Here is a 14,824-nt window from a genome sequence, read left to right as displayed (position 1 = left end):
TAACTCCTTATCGCGCGGCATTCAGCAATGTATTAAAGGTTTCATTGGCCACCGTCATAATGCGCGACGACGCCATATAAGCCTGCTGGAACTTCATCATGTTCGCGGCCTCTTCATCCAGGTTTACGCCGGAAATTTCAGCGACACGGCTTTGCGCCGCTTCTTTTTCCTGCCGTCCGACTTCTTTCAGCCGTGCCGCCGAAGCGCGCTGGACACCCATCTCGGTATTCAGCCCTTCGTAGACATCAATCACACTGGAACGGCCCTGATTCATGACCTTCATATTCTGAAGATCCTGCATTTTGATCAGGTTGCCGTTGTCACCGGTTGCCGCATTGAGGTTCACCGCAAAGACATCGCCACCGACCGCGCCGTGACTCAGGGTAAAGCTGGTACCCCCCACAGCCACCGGGCCATTAGGTGGATACGGCAGCGGCGGCTGCAGCACATTGCCCTGCATATCAAGCACGGCAAACTGTGAAGCATCCGGAGATACCGCTACCTGGAATTCACGCAACGGACCTGCAGAAGTAATTGCAAAAGCCGCTTTGCCCTGGGTTTGGGTCGAAGAGCTGTTGTAACTCTGGGCGGCAATTTTTGCCGGATCCGTCATGACTGCCTGAACATCTCTGCCCGCATCCCGTGTCGGGCGCAGCAGAATCTTGTCACCACTGGCAATCGGAGCGGCAATTTCTATCCGCACGCCATCCACACTGAAACTTGGCGGAGTACCGCTGGGAATCACCGTCTGCGTCGAGCCATCCGGCAGCTTCAGGGTATGCTGACTGCCATTGAAGCCCAGCTCATACTCACCGCCCTTCAGCTTGCTCAGATCCTCAATGTAAACACTGACCTGAGCATTGGAGCCACGCGGGATCAAGGCACGCGAAGCCGCCACTTCCGGCGCGTTCACGTCGGTAAACATGGTTTCACCAACCCGACCGTTCAGATCCAGCCCCTGTGACTGCAGCTGATTGACGGAATCGGTAAAGCCGATCGCCATTTTGCCGAGCTCGTCCATCACCTTCGGTAAAGTCTTGTCACGGTACTCGAATAGTGACGCCAGTTTGCCGCCGATATCATCGGAGCTGATGGCTTTCAGCGACTTACCTGCCACGACCGCCAGACGGGTCTGCTGCGGATCCGGATCACCGTCGATCATCTTCAGTTCACTGGCATGAGTCCCGGAGACCAGCGTGTGACCGGTGCCGATCAGGACGTTAAAGGTTTCCGTATTCTTGCGGGTGACCGTCACCTTGGTATAGGTCGACAGTTCATTGATCAGGCTCTGATGTCTGTCCATCAGGTCGTTGTTCGCACCACTATTCGGAGTCTTCAGCAGTGCCTCATGAATTTCCACCAGCTCGCGACCGATGTCATTCACCCGGTTCAGTGTCTTGGCCAGCACGTCGTTGGTGACATCTTTCTGCTCAGCCAGCACCCGGTGTGTATCGTTCAGGCCAGTCGCAACCATCTTCGCCTTTTCCAGCACCACTTTCCGGGCACCGAGATCGCTCGGGCTGTCCGCCATGGCTTTCACAGCGTCATACCACTGGTTCATGTCCTGAGGCACCTGACTGGCACTGTTGGACAGCAGCTTGTCCAGCCGCTCCAGCTGGCCGTCACGCTCAGTCGCATAGCTGTGGTTCGTGGTGGTGAGGTTCAGCTCGTTGGTGGCAAACTGATCATAACCACGGCGAACTTCTGCCGCATGCACGCCCGTTCCGTAGTGATTGCCGGCAGACCAGAACGGATCGTTCGTCTCCTGCACCACAGACTGGCGGCTATAACCTTCCGTGTTGACGTTATTGATGTTATGGCTGGTGGTATTCAGCTGCCGTTGCGCTGTTAACACACCTTGAGAGCCCAAACTGAGCAAGTCGAACGCCATTGCGCCTCCAGAAAACCTCAGGGAGTTACTTCACTAACGGTTATTTTGCAAAAATCGTTCCAACATTTAGCACTTTGTTTTACAAGAGTTTTTGTTTCCTCCGGCCGAACTTAAGGCAAACTCTTGCCGGAAAAACATCCGGAAAACAACGCGTTTGACGAATGGCACAGCCTGAACCAATATGAATCAATGCGCGCACTTATGGGGATGACACATGCAGAAAAACAAACGGATCATTATGACGACACTGATATTTCTGTCCGGCCTGGCCCAGGCCGAAAATACGCCCAATGCGTATGATCCGGAGGGCAATCCAATCTTTGTTGATACCTTCCTGCTCTATCAGGATCCGGAAACCAAAATCATGCATGGGCCGGATGGTCATCGCTACATCGATACGGGTAGGTTCGAAACGTTGGATGATGCAGGCAACCCCATCATGAGGGAATGTTCACAGACACTGCTTTTTGCCAATCCGTATGAAGTGCCTGATTTCAGTATCACCAACCTGCCGGGACCGGAATGCATCATGCGAAGAATCACAACCAACAAGTATGAGGAAGTACCGGTTGAACAGCTGAAAAAACCGCAAATAACAAATGGGTTCTCTGAAGCTGGGTAAAGGAAGCAGGATAAAAATTGCCGCTGTCGGTATGCAGCGGCAATCCTGTTATTTCATGAGTTTCCGAACCGTATCCATCACATTAATGATTTTATCGGCATACTTTGGATCGGTCGCGTAACCAGCCTTATGCAGATTACGGATAAAGCTGCGCGGATCTTCCGGCGAAGCCAGTGCATTGGCATAACGCGGGTTGTCATTGAGGAAGCGGACGTAATCGTTGAAGCTATCTTCATAACTGTTATAGGAACGGAAAGCGGCCCGCTCCTGGACCGGAATACCGTCGTGATACTCCAGAGTCTGGGTGGCAACTTTGTTCCCAGCCCAGCGCTGATCCGCTTTAATATTGAACAGGTTATTACTGTCACCTGCCGCATTGCGAACCACTTTCTTACCCCAGCCGGTTTCCAGTGCCGCCTGTGCAATCAGGACAGCCGGATCCGTGCCCAGCAGACCTGCTGCTTTTTCAGCAAACGGACGCATGCGGGTGACAAAATCCTGCGGAGAAGCGAACGGTTTATCCTGGGGCTGGCGCAGAGGCGGACGCAGCGCACTGTTCTCAGCTGTTGCTGAAGCGGCAAGGGAAGCTTTGTCTTTCGAAGGCTGCTCCGTTTCCTGCTGCGCAAACACTTTCGCCAGTACATCATTTGCAGAAACCTGACGGGACTTTTGCATGGCCTCAAAATTGGCGGATTTTTCTTCCTCAGCTTTTGCCTGCTCTTCCGGCGTCGCCGGTGGCTTATCCAGAGCAGCCAGCTGTTCAACAATCAGATCCGCCAGTCCGAGCGAACCCCGGGTACTGAGCTCACTGGACATTTGCTGATCGCGCATCTCTTCGAAAAATTTGGTGTTGGAGCTGCTCATAAGATCCGACTCAAACACTTCATTCGCCTGACGCATCGACTTAAACAGCATCTGGGTAAACAGGGCTTCGAACTGCTGCGCAGCCGCTCTCAGATTTTCCTTGTCACCTTTGCCTCTGATTCCGGCCCGCAGGCGGTCAAGATTCGCAAGGTCATTGATAAAGCCAGGATCCGTCGATTTCATCGTCAGTTATCTGTTTCGTCTTGAGTCTGTGTTGAGCGCAGCCCGGCAGGCTGCACTACGGAAATTAAATAATGATCAATTGCCCTTCGATGGCACCGGCCTGTTTCAGAGCCTGGAGAATTGCCATCAAGTCTGAAGGCGCTGCCCCGACCTGATTCACCGCACGGACCAGCTCATCCAGCGTAATCCCCGGATTGAACTTAAACATACGGGAATCTTCTTCTGTGACCTGAATCTGTGAATCGGGTACCACAACTGTCTCTCCGCCGGAAAACGGATTGGGCTGACTGACCGTCGGATTCTCCTGAATCGATACGGTCATCCCACCGTGCGTAATTGCCGCCGGTTTCAGTTTGACATGCTGGCCGACAACAATGGTTCCGGTCCGTGAATTCACAATAATTTTCGCAGCGCCTTCAGCCGGATTAAATTCGAGATTCTCAATCGTCGAGAGGAAAGCCACACGCTGACTGACATCACGCGGCGCACGCACACGCACTGAAGTCGCATCCACCGGTGCTGCCATATCCGGCCCCAGGAACTGGTTAATGGCATCCGCCATCCGCTGGGCTGTGGTGAAATCAGACTCAAACAGGTTAAATGTCAGATGATCACCGCGGCTGAACGGGTTCGGCACTTCCTGTTCAACAATCGCGCCATTGGCAATCCGGCCGACGGTCGGATTATTCCCCACCAGTTTAGAGCCATCCAGACCTTCAGCACTGAAACCGCCCACCACCAGGCTGCCCTGGGCAACAGCATAAATTTTCCCGTCCAGACCGCGCAGGAAGGTTTGCAGCAGCGTACCGCCCCGCAGGCTTTTCGCCGAGCCGATAGAAGACACGGTGATATCAATATGCTGGCCCTGCTTGGTAAACGCCGGCAGCGTCGCGCTCACAGCGACAGCAGCCACGTTTTTGGTCTTCGGCTTAGTACCTGGCGGCAACTGAATACCGAAGTTCTGAAGCATGGCATTAAAGCTCTGGTCCGTAAACGGCGTCGTTTCGCCGGTACCCGGCAGACCCACCACCAGACCATAGCCTGACAACTGGTTACTCCGTACCCCGGCGACTTCAGAGACATCCTTAATCCGGGCTGCCTGCAAAGGGAAAGCCATTAACAGGGCGAGTCCTGCCCATAGCATCGTTCTGGTCACGGTCATTGTTCTCATCGTCGGGTTACGGTTCATCGTTCAAAAGGCAATTTACAGGCTCACGTTGAAGAAGCGGGCCAGCCAGCCTTGCTCCTGCACATCCTGCCGGTCACCAGTACCTGAATACTGGATCCGGGCATTAGCAATCCGGGTCGATTCAATGGTGTTTTCCTGCGAGATGTCATCCGGACGAATCGTGCCGCTGACACGGATATATTCATCGCCGGTATTCAGTGTCAGCCATTTTTCGCCGCGCACCAGCAGATTACCGTTCGCCAGCACGTCTACAACTTCGACCGAAATGTAACCCTGAATACTGTTACTTTGATCAGCAGAGGTATTGCCCTTGAACTTGTTCTCGTTACTCACACTGTAGGAGATATCGCGGTCGCCAATGGTCAGCGGTTTCCCACCCAGATCCAGCGGATCCATACTCAGGTCGGTCGATTTCCCGACATCTGTACTGGCGCTTTTATTGGCTTTGTTTTTCTCCGCCAGCAGCACAGTGACAATATCACCGATGCCGCGCGGACGGGTATCATCATACATATCCTGGGCCAGGGCCTGACTGAACAGGGAACCGGTTGCTGTCGCATAATGGGCCGGCTTTTCCTGTGGACGGACGCCAGACCAGGCCGGATCACCGGCCTGCGGATCATCACGACGACGGACCAGATCAATCAGATCCCCCTTCGGTGACTCCTGCTTTCCTTCCACGGCATCGACATTGGTCGTTGCCTGTGCCAGCTCATTCTGCCGGTCCGGCAACTGCACACAGCCGGTCAGCGTCAGAATCAGCGCGGTGAACAGCCAGTTCCTTTTCATAGCCCTTGCCCCTTGATTAAAGCTGCTGGTTCACGTAGCTCAGCATCTGGTCGACGGTAGAAATTACTTTCGAGTTCATTTCGTATACACGCTGAGCTTCAATCATATTCACCAGCTCTTCGGTCACATTCACATTGGAGGTTTCCAGCATAGACTGACGAATCTGACCAAAACCATCCAGACCCGGAACCCCTTCCTGCGGATCACCACTGGCGCCCGTCGGCAGGAACAGGTTCTGACCGATTGGCTCAAGACCACCCGGGTTAATGAAATCTACCGTGGTCAGCTGACCCAGCACCACATTGGCCTGCTGGTTTCGGATCCGGGCAGAGACTTCGCCATCGGTTCCCACTGTGATTGCCACAGCATCTTCCGGGACCACAATTTCAGGCTGCAGCAGATAACCGCCGCCTGATGTCACCATCTGGCCTTCCTGATTCACCGTAAACTGGCCGTTTCGGGTATAACCGATGTTGCCGTCCGGCAGCAGGATCTGGAAGAAACCATCCCCTTCAATCATCATATCCATGGCGTTGTTGGTGGTCTGAGTGTTGCCCTGAGTGTGCACCTTCTGTGTGGCAACCACTTTGGCACCGGCACCCAGCATCAGACCCGACGGTAACGTTGTATCCTGACTGGACTGACCGCCAGGCTGGTTAATATTCTGATAAAACAGATCTTCAAAAACCGCACGGCTCTTCTTAAAGCCTATTGTCGAGGCGTTCGCCAGGTTATTCGAAATCGTCGCGATATTGGTTTGCTGCGCGTCAAGACCGGTTTTACTGACCCATAGTGCTGGATGCATGTGTTATTCCTTCCTCATTAGCCCAAACGCAGCAGAGAAGAAGACGCCTGGTCCATTTCCTCTGCGGTTTTCATTAACTTCACTTGCATTTCAAAGTGACGCTGAAGATCAATCATGCTGGTCATTTCGCCGACGGCATTCACATTACTGCCTTCCAGCGCGCCGCTGAGCAGCGTGACCCCTGCATCGGCATCAAAAATCTGAGCCGGTACTTTCGATTTGAACAGACCATCAACGTCTTTAAATAATTCACTGTTGTCGGGCTTCACCATCTTGATGCGATCAACCACTTCCATCGCATCGGCGGGTGCGCCCTGCGGGCGGATGGATACTGTACCATCCTTACCGACCTGAATTTTACTGACTGGCAGCGGGATAAAGATCGGGCCGCCGTTTTCACCCACCATCAGGCTGCCGTTGCTGTTTTGCAGCAGGCCTGTCTGGTCAATTTTCAGGTGACCGGCGCGGGTATAGGCTTCCTGACCACTGGCATCCAGTACCGCCAGCCAGCCCTGTCCCTCAACGGCAACATCAAGGTCACGACCTGTCGTCATGACGGCACCCTGGGCAAAATCCTGCCCTGCTCTTTCAGTCATGGCAAACACACGGCTCGGCATCCCTTCACCAAACGCCTGCATGCTGCGCGCCTGTTCTAAATCAGCGCGAAAGCCTGTGGTCCGAACGTTGGCCAGGTTGTTGGCATGCAGCTGCAGGCCATACATATCCTGCTTTGCGCCACTCATTGCCAAATACAATGCACGATCCATTTTGAGTCTCCCAATCAGTACTGCAACTTTAGAAGCAATATGCGTACCAGTTTTAGGAAACCATTTGAAATGGCGTTAAAAGCGATGAAAGATCAGGAAATTAGTGGGAGCAGCTTCCCAGGGTTCAGAATTGTGGCGGTCAAAGCGCCAAAGAAATGACTAGAGGCAGGAAAGTGAAAGGACAAAGATTGCCGCCCGGAAAAATCAGGCGGCAATCCGGAGCAGATCCGAATTAACGAATCTGCAGGATGGTCTGTTGCAGACTGTTATCCACTTCAAGCGCACGGGAGTTGGCCTGGAAGTTACGCTGAGCGGTGATCAGATCCACCAGCTCCTGAGTCATATCAATGTTCGACTGTTCCAGCGTACCGCTCTTCACGGAGCCGAATGCACCGAAGGTCGCTTCACCCCAGACAGCGGCGCCTGAATCCTGGCTCACGTCCCACTGCGTACCGCCTATTTTCAGCAGGCCCTGTTCGTTCGGCACACGGACCATACCCACACGACCCAGCGTGATGTTTTCGCCGTTACTGTAAGTCGCGACAATCGATCCTTTCGCATCCACGTCAACTTTCGCCAGATAACCGGTGGTTGCACCATTTTCGCTGAATCTGCGCACTTCAAACGGTGCGGCATACTGCGTCGGAGCATCAAAGTTGAAGTTCAGGGTCTGGCTACCGTCAGCACCGTTCATACTGATCCCGGCAGCTGCGAAGCTCTCAGAGATCATCGGATCCCCGCCGTTGATCTGAGAAACAGTACCGTCGAAGTTAAAATCGACATAGGCCCCGGCATGACCGCCAACATTGGTCGCTGCACCACCCTCGATATTCAGGGCTTTTTCACCATCGGCGTCTGTGACCGTGTAGAAAGTCGCCCAGCGGTTTGGCTGCGTGTTGTCCTTCACATAGTAACTGGTCATTTTGTACGGCTGACCCAGTGAATCGTACATCGTCACCGACGTTGACTTGTTGTATGTATCCGGGTCTGAAAAGTCAAACTGATTAATGTCTTTCGGATCGCCGTTGGCCGGCAGGTTCACACCGATATCAACCTGGGTGGTCGCTTTCGGCTGACCAAACTGATCCGGCACTTTCAGTGCCTGTGGTTCATAAGAAACCACCTGATCGGTTTCCTGATCCACACCGTAACCCAGCAGGAACTGATCTTCTGAGTTCACAATGTAGTTGTCTTTGTTCAGGTGGAATGCACCGTTACGGGTTAAGCTGTTGTTGTTCGGCTCCAGACGCTGATCGGCTACGGCAAAGAAGCCGGTTCCGGAAATCCGCAGATCCATCGGGTTGTTGGTATAAATACTGGAACCTTCATGGAACTGCTGCGCCACGACAGAGGTCTGTACACCGCCACCCGTGGTGGTCTTCGGATTTGAAAAAATCGAGCGGGAGTAGACATCGCCAAACTCAGCACGCGACTCCTTAAAGCCGTAAGTATTGGCGTTGGCAATGTTGTTACTTGTGGTGTTTAGATCTTTCTGAGCAGCGCCCAGACCACTGAGTGCGACATTAAAACCCATGGGTAACTCTCCTGAATTCTGTGTACAGCGTATTTCTTATTTCACCTGCCGCACCCTCTGCCGGCAGGCGCTGTGTTCTTTTGTTATGCTTTACCGACTTCCAGCACGTCTGTCAGCTTGATCGGGGATTCAAAACCCGCCAGATTCAGCATCACGTTGCCATCACCATTGCCCAGCAGCACACTGTTCACATTGGCATAGGTCGATACATCAAATTCGGTGCTCTTGCCGTCAGCAAAGCCGCCGACTTTCAACTGGTACTGGCCGGCAGGCAACATATTGCCGTTGTCGTCTTTACCGTCCCAGGCAACGCGGTGGTCACCCGCAGGTTTTGCGCCTAAATCAAAAGAGCGCACCAGCTCACCGGCAGCGTTCTCAACCCGGACAATCAGGCTGTTCAGCGACTGCGGCAGTTTCACCATGCCTGAAATCCCGCCCTCAGAACCTTTCGAAGCTGTCGGGTTCGGTACCAGAACGTCACGGCCGACAAGAGAAGAAGCCTGCAGCGCCTGGTTTGACGTCATGGCTGCGTTCAGGCCGCCAAACTGTTCGTTCATTTTGCTGATGCCGTCAACCGTAGCGAACGACGCCATCTGCGCAATCATCTGGTCGTTACCAACAGGCTTAAACGGATCCTGCTGCGACAGCTGTTTGGTCAGCAGCGACAGAAAATCTTCCTGCTTCAGCTCTTGTTGTCCCGTGACTTTCTGCTCAGACTGCAGTTTTTTCTCCTGCATGCTTTTGAGCTGGTCAACATAGGACAAAGGGCTTTGACCTGTGCCTTTAATACCGGTCATGTCAGTCACTCCTTACCCTTATTGGCCCATCTGCAGTGTTCGCATCAGCATCTGCTTACTGGCATCTGCGACCTGAACATTGCTCTGGTAGGAACGTGAAGCCGAGATCATGTTTGCCATCTCTTCCATCACATTCACATTTGGTTTGTAGATATAACCTTCGGCATTGGCCAAAGGATGCGACGGGTTATATTCCGCAGTCAGAGGTTTCTGACTCTCAACAATCGCTTTCACCCGTACAGGAACACTTTCGTCACGCTGATAACTGGCACTTTGCAACGCCGCTTCAAAGACCGGGTGCCGGGCTTTGTAGGTTTCCGCCGCTGAACTGCTGACGGTATTGGCGTTTGCCAGGTTACTGGCCGTGGTATTCAGACGCACGGATTCTGCACTCATTGCCGACCCGGTGACATTAAAAACGTTAAACAAACTCATTGATTATTCCCCTTTTAATGCCTTGCTCAGGTTTTTGAATTTCGAGCCCAGAAAATCCAGCGATGCCTGATATTCCAGTGCGTTTTGCATAAACAGGTTTTGTTCCAGCTGGGCGTCCACTGTGTTGCCGTCACCGGTATCCGGCTGGTCCGGGATGCGGTATTTCTGTTCACCCATCAGCGTTGCAGAGGCAGCAATATGCCGCTCATTGGTCCGGCTGAGGCCAATCTTTGCCTCCGACGTTGCCGCATTCAATGCGCGCTGGAAGTCCAGATCTTTTGCCTTATAGCCCGGTGTATTGGCGTTAGCGATATTGCTGGCAAGGGTTTCCGCCCGTTTGCCGCGGACGCCTACTGTGTATTGGTGTACACCGAGTGCTTTATCAAAAGAAATGGCCATCATCTGCCTCCTGAATAACTTGCAGAAATAATTGCAAAGGGCGTGCCAACATTAATCGGAATAGATTCAGCCACACCTGCTCAGCAACGCAGGCATAGCAAAAGGGCCCGAAACGGGCCCTTCATGTTTACTTGAGTTTGTAGATAATGCCGGGGTTACAGCGAACCATTTCGAAACGGTCAGTCAAACCCGTCAGAGATTCAGAAGCACCAAGCAACAGATAACCGCCCGGATTCAGGCTGGCTGCCATTTGATTCAGCACTTTGGCTTTCATGTCCGGCGCAAAGTAAATCAGAACGTTCCGGCAGAAAATCACATCGAACTTGCCCAACAGCGCATAGCTGTCTTTCAGGTTCTGCGGACGGAAGTTCACCATCTGCTTTACTTTACTGCTGATCCGCATCCGGCCATTGCCAATCGGTTCAAAAAAAGCCTGACGGCGTTCAGGCGACAACCCGCGACTCAGCGCCAGGCTGTCATAAACGCCGGTCCGGCACATATCCAGCATGGTTTGAGAAATATCGGTCGCTGTGACTTGAGTTCCCAGCGACAACATCCCCGGACGACGCTGCTGCGTCTCCAGCACCGTCATCGCGATAGAATACGGTTCCTGACCAGAGGAACTTGCAGCCGACCATATCCGGATTGGACGCTTATTACTCGCCAGTTCAGGCAAAATTTTCTCTGCCAGAACCGTGAATGGATAGCTGTCTCTGAACCACAGGGTCTCGTTGGTCGTCATGGCATCCACAGCCGCAACCCGCAATTCACGGTTCCGGCCGGTAATGACATTCTGCAGTAATTCCGAGAGCGACGCCAAGCCAAAACGGCTAACCAAAGGACTCAGGCGACTCCGAACCAGATACTGTTTGCTGTCGCCAAGAACGATACCGCACTGTCCTTCTAAAAAACGGCAAAAATCTCTATATTCCTGGTCTTTAATTGTTATGGCTGTCATCTACTACTCTAACGTCAGTTTATCCAGGCATGGCCGCTTTGACCGCTGCACCCAGTTCATCGGGATTGAACTTAGGAATAAATGCATTCGCGCCAACTCTGTTGACCATCGCCTGATTAAATACCCCGCTCAACGAGGTGTGCAGGATAACATGTAAATCTTTTAGTTTGGCATCATTTCTGATGGCCGCTGTCAGCGTATAACCGTCCATTTCAGGCATTTCGATATCCGAAATGACCAAATCAATCTGATTATAAATGCTGTCTTCATTTGCCATTGCGCGTAACTTTTCGAGTGCCTCACGGCCATCTTTCACCAGAATACATTCGCAACCGATTGATTCGATGGCACGTTGCACCTGTTTACGCGCAACACTGGAGTCATCCGCAACCAGAACACGGCGGGTCACCGGATTCTCATTGATCATTTCTTCGCGCAGAGATTCGGAGACTTCGGTTGTCCTTGGCGAAATTTCGTCCAGAATTTTCTCCACATCCAGGATTTCAACCAGCTCGCCATCAATTTCTGTCACCGCAGTCAGATAGTTGGTACTACCTGCCCCTTTCGGCGGCGGAAGAATTTCCTCCCAGTTCATATTAATGATTCGCTCAACAGCGGACACTAAAAAACCCTGCACAGAGCGATTAAACTCGGAGATGATCACAAAACAATTCTCTGTGTTTTCAATTGGGCGACCACCAGTTGCCAGACTCATATCAATTACAGAAATGGTCAGACCACGAATGTGAGCGATTCCTTTGACCAGCGGATGGAGATTCGGCATCGCTGTGAGCTTCGGACACTGCAGTACCTCTTTCACCTTGAAGACGTTGATACCGTAGCGCTGACGGCGGTTCAGCTTGAAGGTCAGCAGCTCCAGACGGTTTTGTCCCACAAGCTGAGTGCGCTGATTCACAGAATCCAAAATCCCCGACATATACCTGACTCCAAAGTTGTCGAAATGAATTGTTGTTAAAATAGACAATTTTGAAGGATAAACGAGTAATCCGACTCAAAATCCCCTATCATGGTGCAATTGTAGCCCCTGAAAGCGACCTAAAAAGAGCGAAAATCGTGACCGAAAGAACACATTTCACACTCTGTTTAATCTTTATCGGCATACTCTGCGGTTTCTTAAGCGCGAATGCAATTGCTGCTAGCGATAATATGCTAAGTAATGTGCGTCAGGCAGCAACAGATCACATCCGGAGCCTGGTGCTCAGACCAGAGCGGGGCGAACTGAAAATTACCGCCGCGGAACTGGACAATCGTCTGCGTATCGGAGACTGCCAGGAACCGCTGAGCAGCTCTGTCCCCGGTAAACAGTCACTCACCGGAAATGTCACCGTTCTCGTCAGCTGTCCGACCGCAGGCTGGCAAGTCTATGTACCGGTGCAGGTCAGCCTGATGCTCCCGCGTGTCGTTGCCGCCCGGCCGCTGGCCCGCGGAGCTGTCATCAGGGCATCCGATCTGAAGGTCGATCAGGTTGAAACCCGGTTTCAGCGCAGTGTCGTTTTTGAATACCCGGAACAGATTATCGGCTCAACAGTCAAACGAAACATCAATATGGGTGAAGCGGTGGAAGGCAATGACATCTGCCTGGTTTGCCGGAATGACTCTGTGCTCATCAAAGCGGGACAGAGCGGCCTGAACATTGTCACCAAAGGGACGGCATTATCAGACGGCTCTCTGGGTGAGGAAATCCGAGTACAGAACAATAAGTCCCGTCGCATCGTCGGTGCAACGATTACAGCTGTTGGCGAAGTCACCGTCAGATATTAAAAAAATGCTAAAGTTATACAGAGCCTTGCCGATAGCAGGGCATTACCGATGAATATCTGTTTAAGGCTACAGGATTATGGCAAGTATTGATTCCCTGCGCAGCGGTCAGCTTCTGGCCAATCTGCGTAACACCAGCAGTACCAATACCAATCAGAGCAGGACTGAAGTCCGAGAAGAAACCAGCCACACCCCAAGGGATGCTGTTTCACTCAGTTCACAGGCCCGTGCCGTTGGTCAGATCCATCAGCAGCTGGCTGCTGAACCGAGCTTCGACCGCAACAAAGTTGAAGCGATCAAAAACGCCATCAGCAATGGTTCCTACAAAGTCGATGCTGACCGCCTGGCGAGTAATATGATGCGTTTTGAGGACGAACTGCGCGGGCTCTGATATGATCAGTCGCTCGCCGCGGTTTTTCCGGAGTTTGACCTATGTCGCCGAACATTGAACAACTACTTGCCCAGCAACATGCCACACTTGAGGCCCTCTTACGCCTGCTTGAACAGGAAAGAGAGGCCATTGTGAAGCGTCAGTCTGGCGACATCACTCGTTTTGCCCGTGACAAAAAAGAGCTGGTCGATAAAATTCAGCTTCAGGATCAGCAAATTGCCCGACATAGCCAGAGCAGTCAACTGAAAGAAAATCCTGACTTTGTCAGTCAGGTCGATACCATTCAGCACCTGCTCAGCGAATGCATGCACCACAATGAACTCAATGGCGCTGCCCTGCAACGCGCTCAGCTCAGCTTTCATAAACTGAACAATCTTTTCCAGCAAAGTCTGGGGCATCACCAGACTTACAATAAAGAAGGTATTGCTCAGAACCTGCGTTCGATCGGAACCAACCTGAAAGCCTGAGGAAAGCATCAGGCTTGGCAACAGGTCGCCAATTTATTGACTCCTGCGCGCCACCATTCTCTCTGCTTTTTATCCCCAAGCAATCAATTCGATAACAGTTCTGTATGAAGCTGCCGCACCCGTCATTGTGGCGACAGTCGGCAGGCCATGGTTTCTTCAATACAAATTTCCCACCTCAGTGTCAGGATTACGACAGCTAATGAAAGCACTGAAAAATTTCATTGGATATTGACACAAATCACATTTACCATTGCGATCTGTTCTCCCCACTTTTCATTAAGAGTCTGATTTTTCATGCTATTAACCGTTTTATATATTGTCGGCATTACTGCAGAAGCGATGACAGGCGCATTAGCGGCCGGCAAACGCCACATGGACTGGTTTGGTGTGATGCTGGTTGCCAGCGCAACTGCGATTGGCGGCGGTACGGTCAGGGATATTTTACTGGGTCATTACCCGCTGAACTGGATTGCGAATCCTCAGTACCTGCTGATTACCTGTTTGGCCGGATTACTGACCACCTGGATTGCGCCTTTAGTGGTGCGTTTTCACAAAGTCTTCGTTGTACTGGATGCACTGGGCCTGATTGTTTTCAGCATCCTGGGATGCCGGGTCGCCATGAACATGGGACAACCTGTGATCATCTGTCTGATGGCAGCCGTCGTCACGGGTGTGTTTGGTGGTTTGCTGCGCGATCTGATATGCCGACGGACGCCGCTGGTCCTGCATAAAGAGCTTTACGCTTCCGTCGCCTTCATTGCCGCTGGCCTCTACATGGCCCAGTTGCATTTTGCAGTCCCGGAAAATATTGCAATCGGAGTGACGTTGGTCACGGGATTCCTGCTCCGCCTTGCAGCCATGCGCTATAGCTGGCAACTACCGGTTTTCCGCATTGATGACGCTCAAGACAAAACGCAGGAAGAAGCCAAAAGCTGATCTGAACTCTCCAAACAA

The 14,824-nt window shown here is 52.3% G+C and carries 17 protein-coding genes; 5 read left to right on the top strand and 12 right to left on the bottom strand.

Features of this window, described 5'->3' with window-relative positions; all coding sequences use genetic code 11:
• Positions 1-7: 7 nt before the first annotated feature.
• Positions 8-1,891 (bottom strand): flagellar hook-associated protein FlgK, encoded by a 1,884-nt coding sequence (gene flgK, locus ACYP03_RS00590; RefSeq protein ID WP_459778063.1) that lies wholly within the window; start codon positions 1,889-1,891, stop codon positions 8-10.
• 214 nt (positions 1,892-2,105) lie between these two features.
• Between flgK and ACYP03_RS00585 the strand changes: the two genes are divergently transcribed.
• Positions 2,106-2,513 (top strand): hypothetical protein, encoded by a 408-nt coding sequence (locus tag ACYP03_RS00585; protein ID WP_459778061.1) that lies wholly within the window; start codon positions 2,106-2,108, stop codon positions 2,511-2,513.
• Positions 2,514-2,561: 48 nt separating this feature from the next.
• Here ACYP03_RS00585 and flgJ read toward each other — a convergent pair whose 3' ends face one another.
• The 11 genes from flgJ to ACYP03_RS00530 form a co-directional block, all read right to left on the bottom strand.
• Positions 2,562-3,560 (bottom strand): flagellar assembly peptidoglycan hydrolase FlgJ, encoded by a 999-nt coding sequence (gene flgJ, locus ACYP03_RS00580; RefSeq protein ID WP_459778059.1) that lies wholly within the window; start codon positions 3,558-3,560, stop codon positions 2,562-2,564.
• A 64-nt stretch (positions 3,561-3,624) separates the two neighbouring features.
• Positions 3,625-4,722 (bottom strand): flagellar basal body P-ring protein FlgI, encoded by a 1,098-nt coding sequence (locus ACYP03_RS00575; protein ID WP_442957576.1) that lies wholly within the window; start codon positions 4,720-4,722, stop codon positions 3,625-3,627.
• A 42-nt stretch (positions 4,723-4,764) separates the two neighbouring features.
• The gene (flgH, locus tag ACYP03_RS00570) at positions 4,765-5,538 is read right to left on the bottom strand and encodes a flagellar basal body L-ring protein FlgH (RefSeq protein ID WP_459778056.1); all 774 of its coding nucleotides are present in this window, start codon (positions 5,536-5,538) and stop codon (positions 4,765-4,767) included.
• A 16-nt stretch (positions 5,539-5,554) separates the two neighbouring features.
• A complete protein-coding gene (gene flgG, locus ACYP03_RS00565; protein ID WP_248143589.1) occupies positions 5,555-6,343 on the bottom strand; it encodes a flagellar basal-body rod protein FlgG in 789 nt (262 codons plus the stop codon).
• A gap of 17 nt (positions 6,344-6,360) precedes the next feature.
• Positions 6,361-7,110, bottom strand: a complete 750-nt coding sequence (gene flgF, locus ACYP03_RS00560; protein ID WP_248143587.1) for a flagellar basal-body rod protein FlgF — start codon at positions 7,108-7,110, stop codon at positions 6,361-6,363.
• 232 nt (positions 7,111-7,342) lie between these two features.
• Positions 7,343-8,644 (bottom strand): flagellar hook protein FlgE, encoded by a 1,302-nt coding sequence (flgE, locus tag ACYP03_RS00555; RefSeq protein WP_248143585.1) that lies wholly within the window; start codon positions 8,642-8,644, stop codon positions 7,343-7,345.
• A gap of 83 nt (positions 8,645-8,727) precedes the next feature.
• On the bottom strand, positions 8,728-9,441 hold the full coding sequence (locus ACYP03_RS00550) for a flagellar hook assembly protein FlgD (RefSeq protein WP_248143583.1): 714 nt from the start codon (positions 9,439-9,441) through the stop codon (positions 8,728-8,730).
• 18 nt (positions 9,442-9,459) lie between these two features.
• Positions 9,460-9,876: a flagellar basal body rod protein FlgC gene (gene flgC / locus ACYP03_RS00545; RefSeq protein WP_248143582.1), complete on the bottom strand. Its 417-nt coding sequence runs from the start codon at positions 9,874-9,876 to the stop codon at positions 9,460-9,462.
• A 3-nt stretch (positions 9,877-9,879) separates the two neighbouring features.
• Positions 9,880-10,275 carry a flagellar basal body rod protein FlgB gene (gene flgB, locus ACYP03_RS00540; RefSeq protein ID WP_330960840.1) on the bottom strand — a complete coding sequence of 132 codons (396 nt, stop codon included), beginning with the start codon at positions 10,273-10,275 and terminating at the stop codon, positions 9,880-9,882.
• A 127-nt stretch (positions 10,276-10,402) separates the two neighbouring features.
• A complete protein-coding gene (locus ACYP03_RS00535; RefSeq protein WP_248143580.1) occupies positions 10,403-11,233 on the bottom strand; it encodes a CheR family methyltransferase in 831 nt (276 codons plus the stop codon).
• Positions 11,234-11,252: 19 nt separating this feature from the next.
• A complete protein-coding gene (locus ACYP03_RS00530) occupies positions 11,253-12,170 on the bottom strand; it encodes a chemotaxis protein CheV (RefSeq protein WP_248143578.1) in 918 nt (305 codons plus the stop codon).
• A 230-nt stretch (positions 12,171-12,400) separates the two neighbouring features.
• On the opposite strand from ACYP03_RS00530, the gene flgA reads away from it, so the two are divergent.
• The 4 genes from flgA to ACYP03_RS00510 all read left to right on the top strand — a co-directional run bounded on the left by flgA (position 12,401) and on the right by ACYP03_RS00510 (position 14,806).
• Positions 12,401-13,015, top strand: coding sequence for a flagellar basal body P-ring formation chaperone FlgA (gene flgA, locus ACYP03_RS00525; RefSeq protein ID WP_459778049.1), 615 nt, complete (start codon positions 12,401-12,403; stop codon positions 13,013-13,015).
• A gap of 76 nt (positions 13,016-13,091) precedes the next feature.
• The gene (gene flgM, locus ACYP03_RS00520; protein WP_248143575.1) at positions 13,092-13,403 is read left to right on the top strand and encodes a flagellar biosynthesis anti-sigma factor FlgM; all 312 of its coding nucleotides are present in this window, start codon (positions 13,092-13,094) and stop codon (positions 13,401-13,403) included.
• 41 nt (positions 13,404-13,444) lie between these two features.
• Positions 13,445-13,870: a flagella synthesis protein FlgN gene (locus ACYP03_RS00515; RefSeq protein ID WP_248143573.1), complete on the top strand. Its 426-nt coding sequence runs from the start codon at positions 13,445-13,447 to the stop codon at positions 13,868-13,870.
• Positions 13,871-14,164: 294 nt separating this feature from the next.
• Positions 14,165-14,806 (top strand): trimeric intracellular cation channel family protein, encoded by a 642-nt coding sequence (locus ACYP03_RS00510; RefSeq protein WP_248143571.1) that lies wholly within the window; start codon positions 14,165-14,167, stop codon positions 14,804-14,806.
• Positions 14,807-14,824: the final 18 nt, after the last annotated feature.

Source organism: Photobacterium sp. R1 (genome assembly GCF_054600795.1).
Note: the sequence above shows the minus strand (reverse complement) of the source record. Positions and strands in the feature narration are given on the sequence as shown.

Bases quoted from the DNA above. Each gene is read 5' to 3' on its own strand.
- flgK (WP_459778063.1), bottom strand. From the start codon at position 1,891: ATGGCGTTCGACTTGCTCAGTTTGGGCTCTCAAGGTGTGTTAACAGCG.
- ACYP03_RS00585 (WP_459778061.1), top strand. From the start codon at position 2,106: ATGCAGAAAAACAAACGGATCATTATGACGACACTGATATTTCTGTCC.
- flgJ (WP_459778059.1), bottom strand. From the start codon at position 3,560: ATGAAATCGACGGATCCTGGCTTTATCAATGACCTTGCGAATCTTGAC.
- ACYP03_RS00575 (WP_442957576.1), bottom strand. From the start codon at position 4,722: ATGACCGTGACCAGAACGATGCTATGGGCAGGACTCGCCCTGTTAATG.
- flgH (WP_459778056.1), bottom strand. From the start codon at position 5,538: ATGAAAAGGAACTGGCTGTTCACCGCGCTGATTCTGACGCTGACCGGC.
- flgG (WP_248143589.1), bottom strand. From the start codon at position 6,343: ATGCATCCAGCACTATGGGTCAGTAAAACCGGTCTTGACGCGCAGCAA.
- flgF (WP_248143587.1), bottom strand. From the start codon at position 7,110: ATGGATCGTGCATTGTATTTGGCAATGAGTGGCGCAAAGCAGGATATG.
- flgE (WP_248143585.1), bottom strand. From the start codon at position 8,644: ATGGGTTTTAATGTCGCACTCAGTGGTCTGGGCGCTGCTCAGAAAGAT.
- ACYP03_RS00550 (WP_248143583.1), bottom strand. From the start codon at position 9,441: ATGACCGGTATTAAAGGCACAGGTCAAAGCCCTTTGTCCTATGTTGAC.
- flgC (WP_248143582.1), bottom strand. From the start codon at position 9,876: ATGAGTTTGTTTAACGTTTTTAATGTCACCGGGTCGGCAATGAGTGCA.
- flgB (WP_330960840.1), bottom strand. From the start codon at position 10,275: ATGGCCATTTCTTTTGATAAAGCACTCGGTGTACACCAATACACAGTA.
- ACYP03_RS00535 (WP_248143580.1), bottom strand. From the start codon at position 11,233: ATGACAGCCATAACAATTAAAGACCAGGAATATAGAGATTTTTGCCGT.
- ACYP03_RS00530 (WP_248143578.1), bottom strand. From the start codon at position 12,170: ATGTCGGGGATTTTGGATTCTGTGAATCAGCGCACTCAGCTTGTGGGA.
- flgA (WP_459778049.1), top strand. From the start codon at position 12,401: ATGCTAAGTAATGTGCGTCAGGCAGCAACAGATCACATCCGGAGCCTG.
- flgM (WP_248143575.1), top strand. From the start codon at position 13,092: ATGGCAAGTATTGATTCCCTGCGCAGCGGTCAGCTTCTGGCCAATCTG.
- ACYP03_RS00515 (WP_248143573.1), top strand. From the start codon at position 13,445: ATGTCGCCGAACATTGAACAACTACTTGCCCAGCAACATGCCACACTT.
- ACYP03_RS00510 (WP_248143571.1), top strand. From the start codon at position 14,165: ATGCTATTAACCGTTTTATATATTGTCGGCATTACTGCAGAAGCGATG.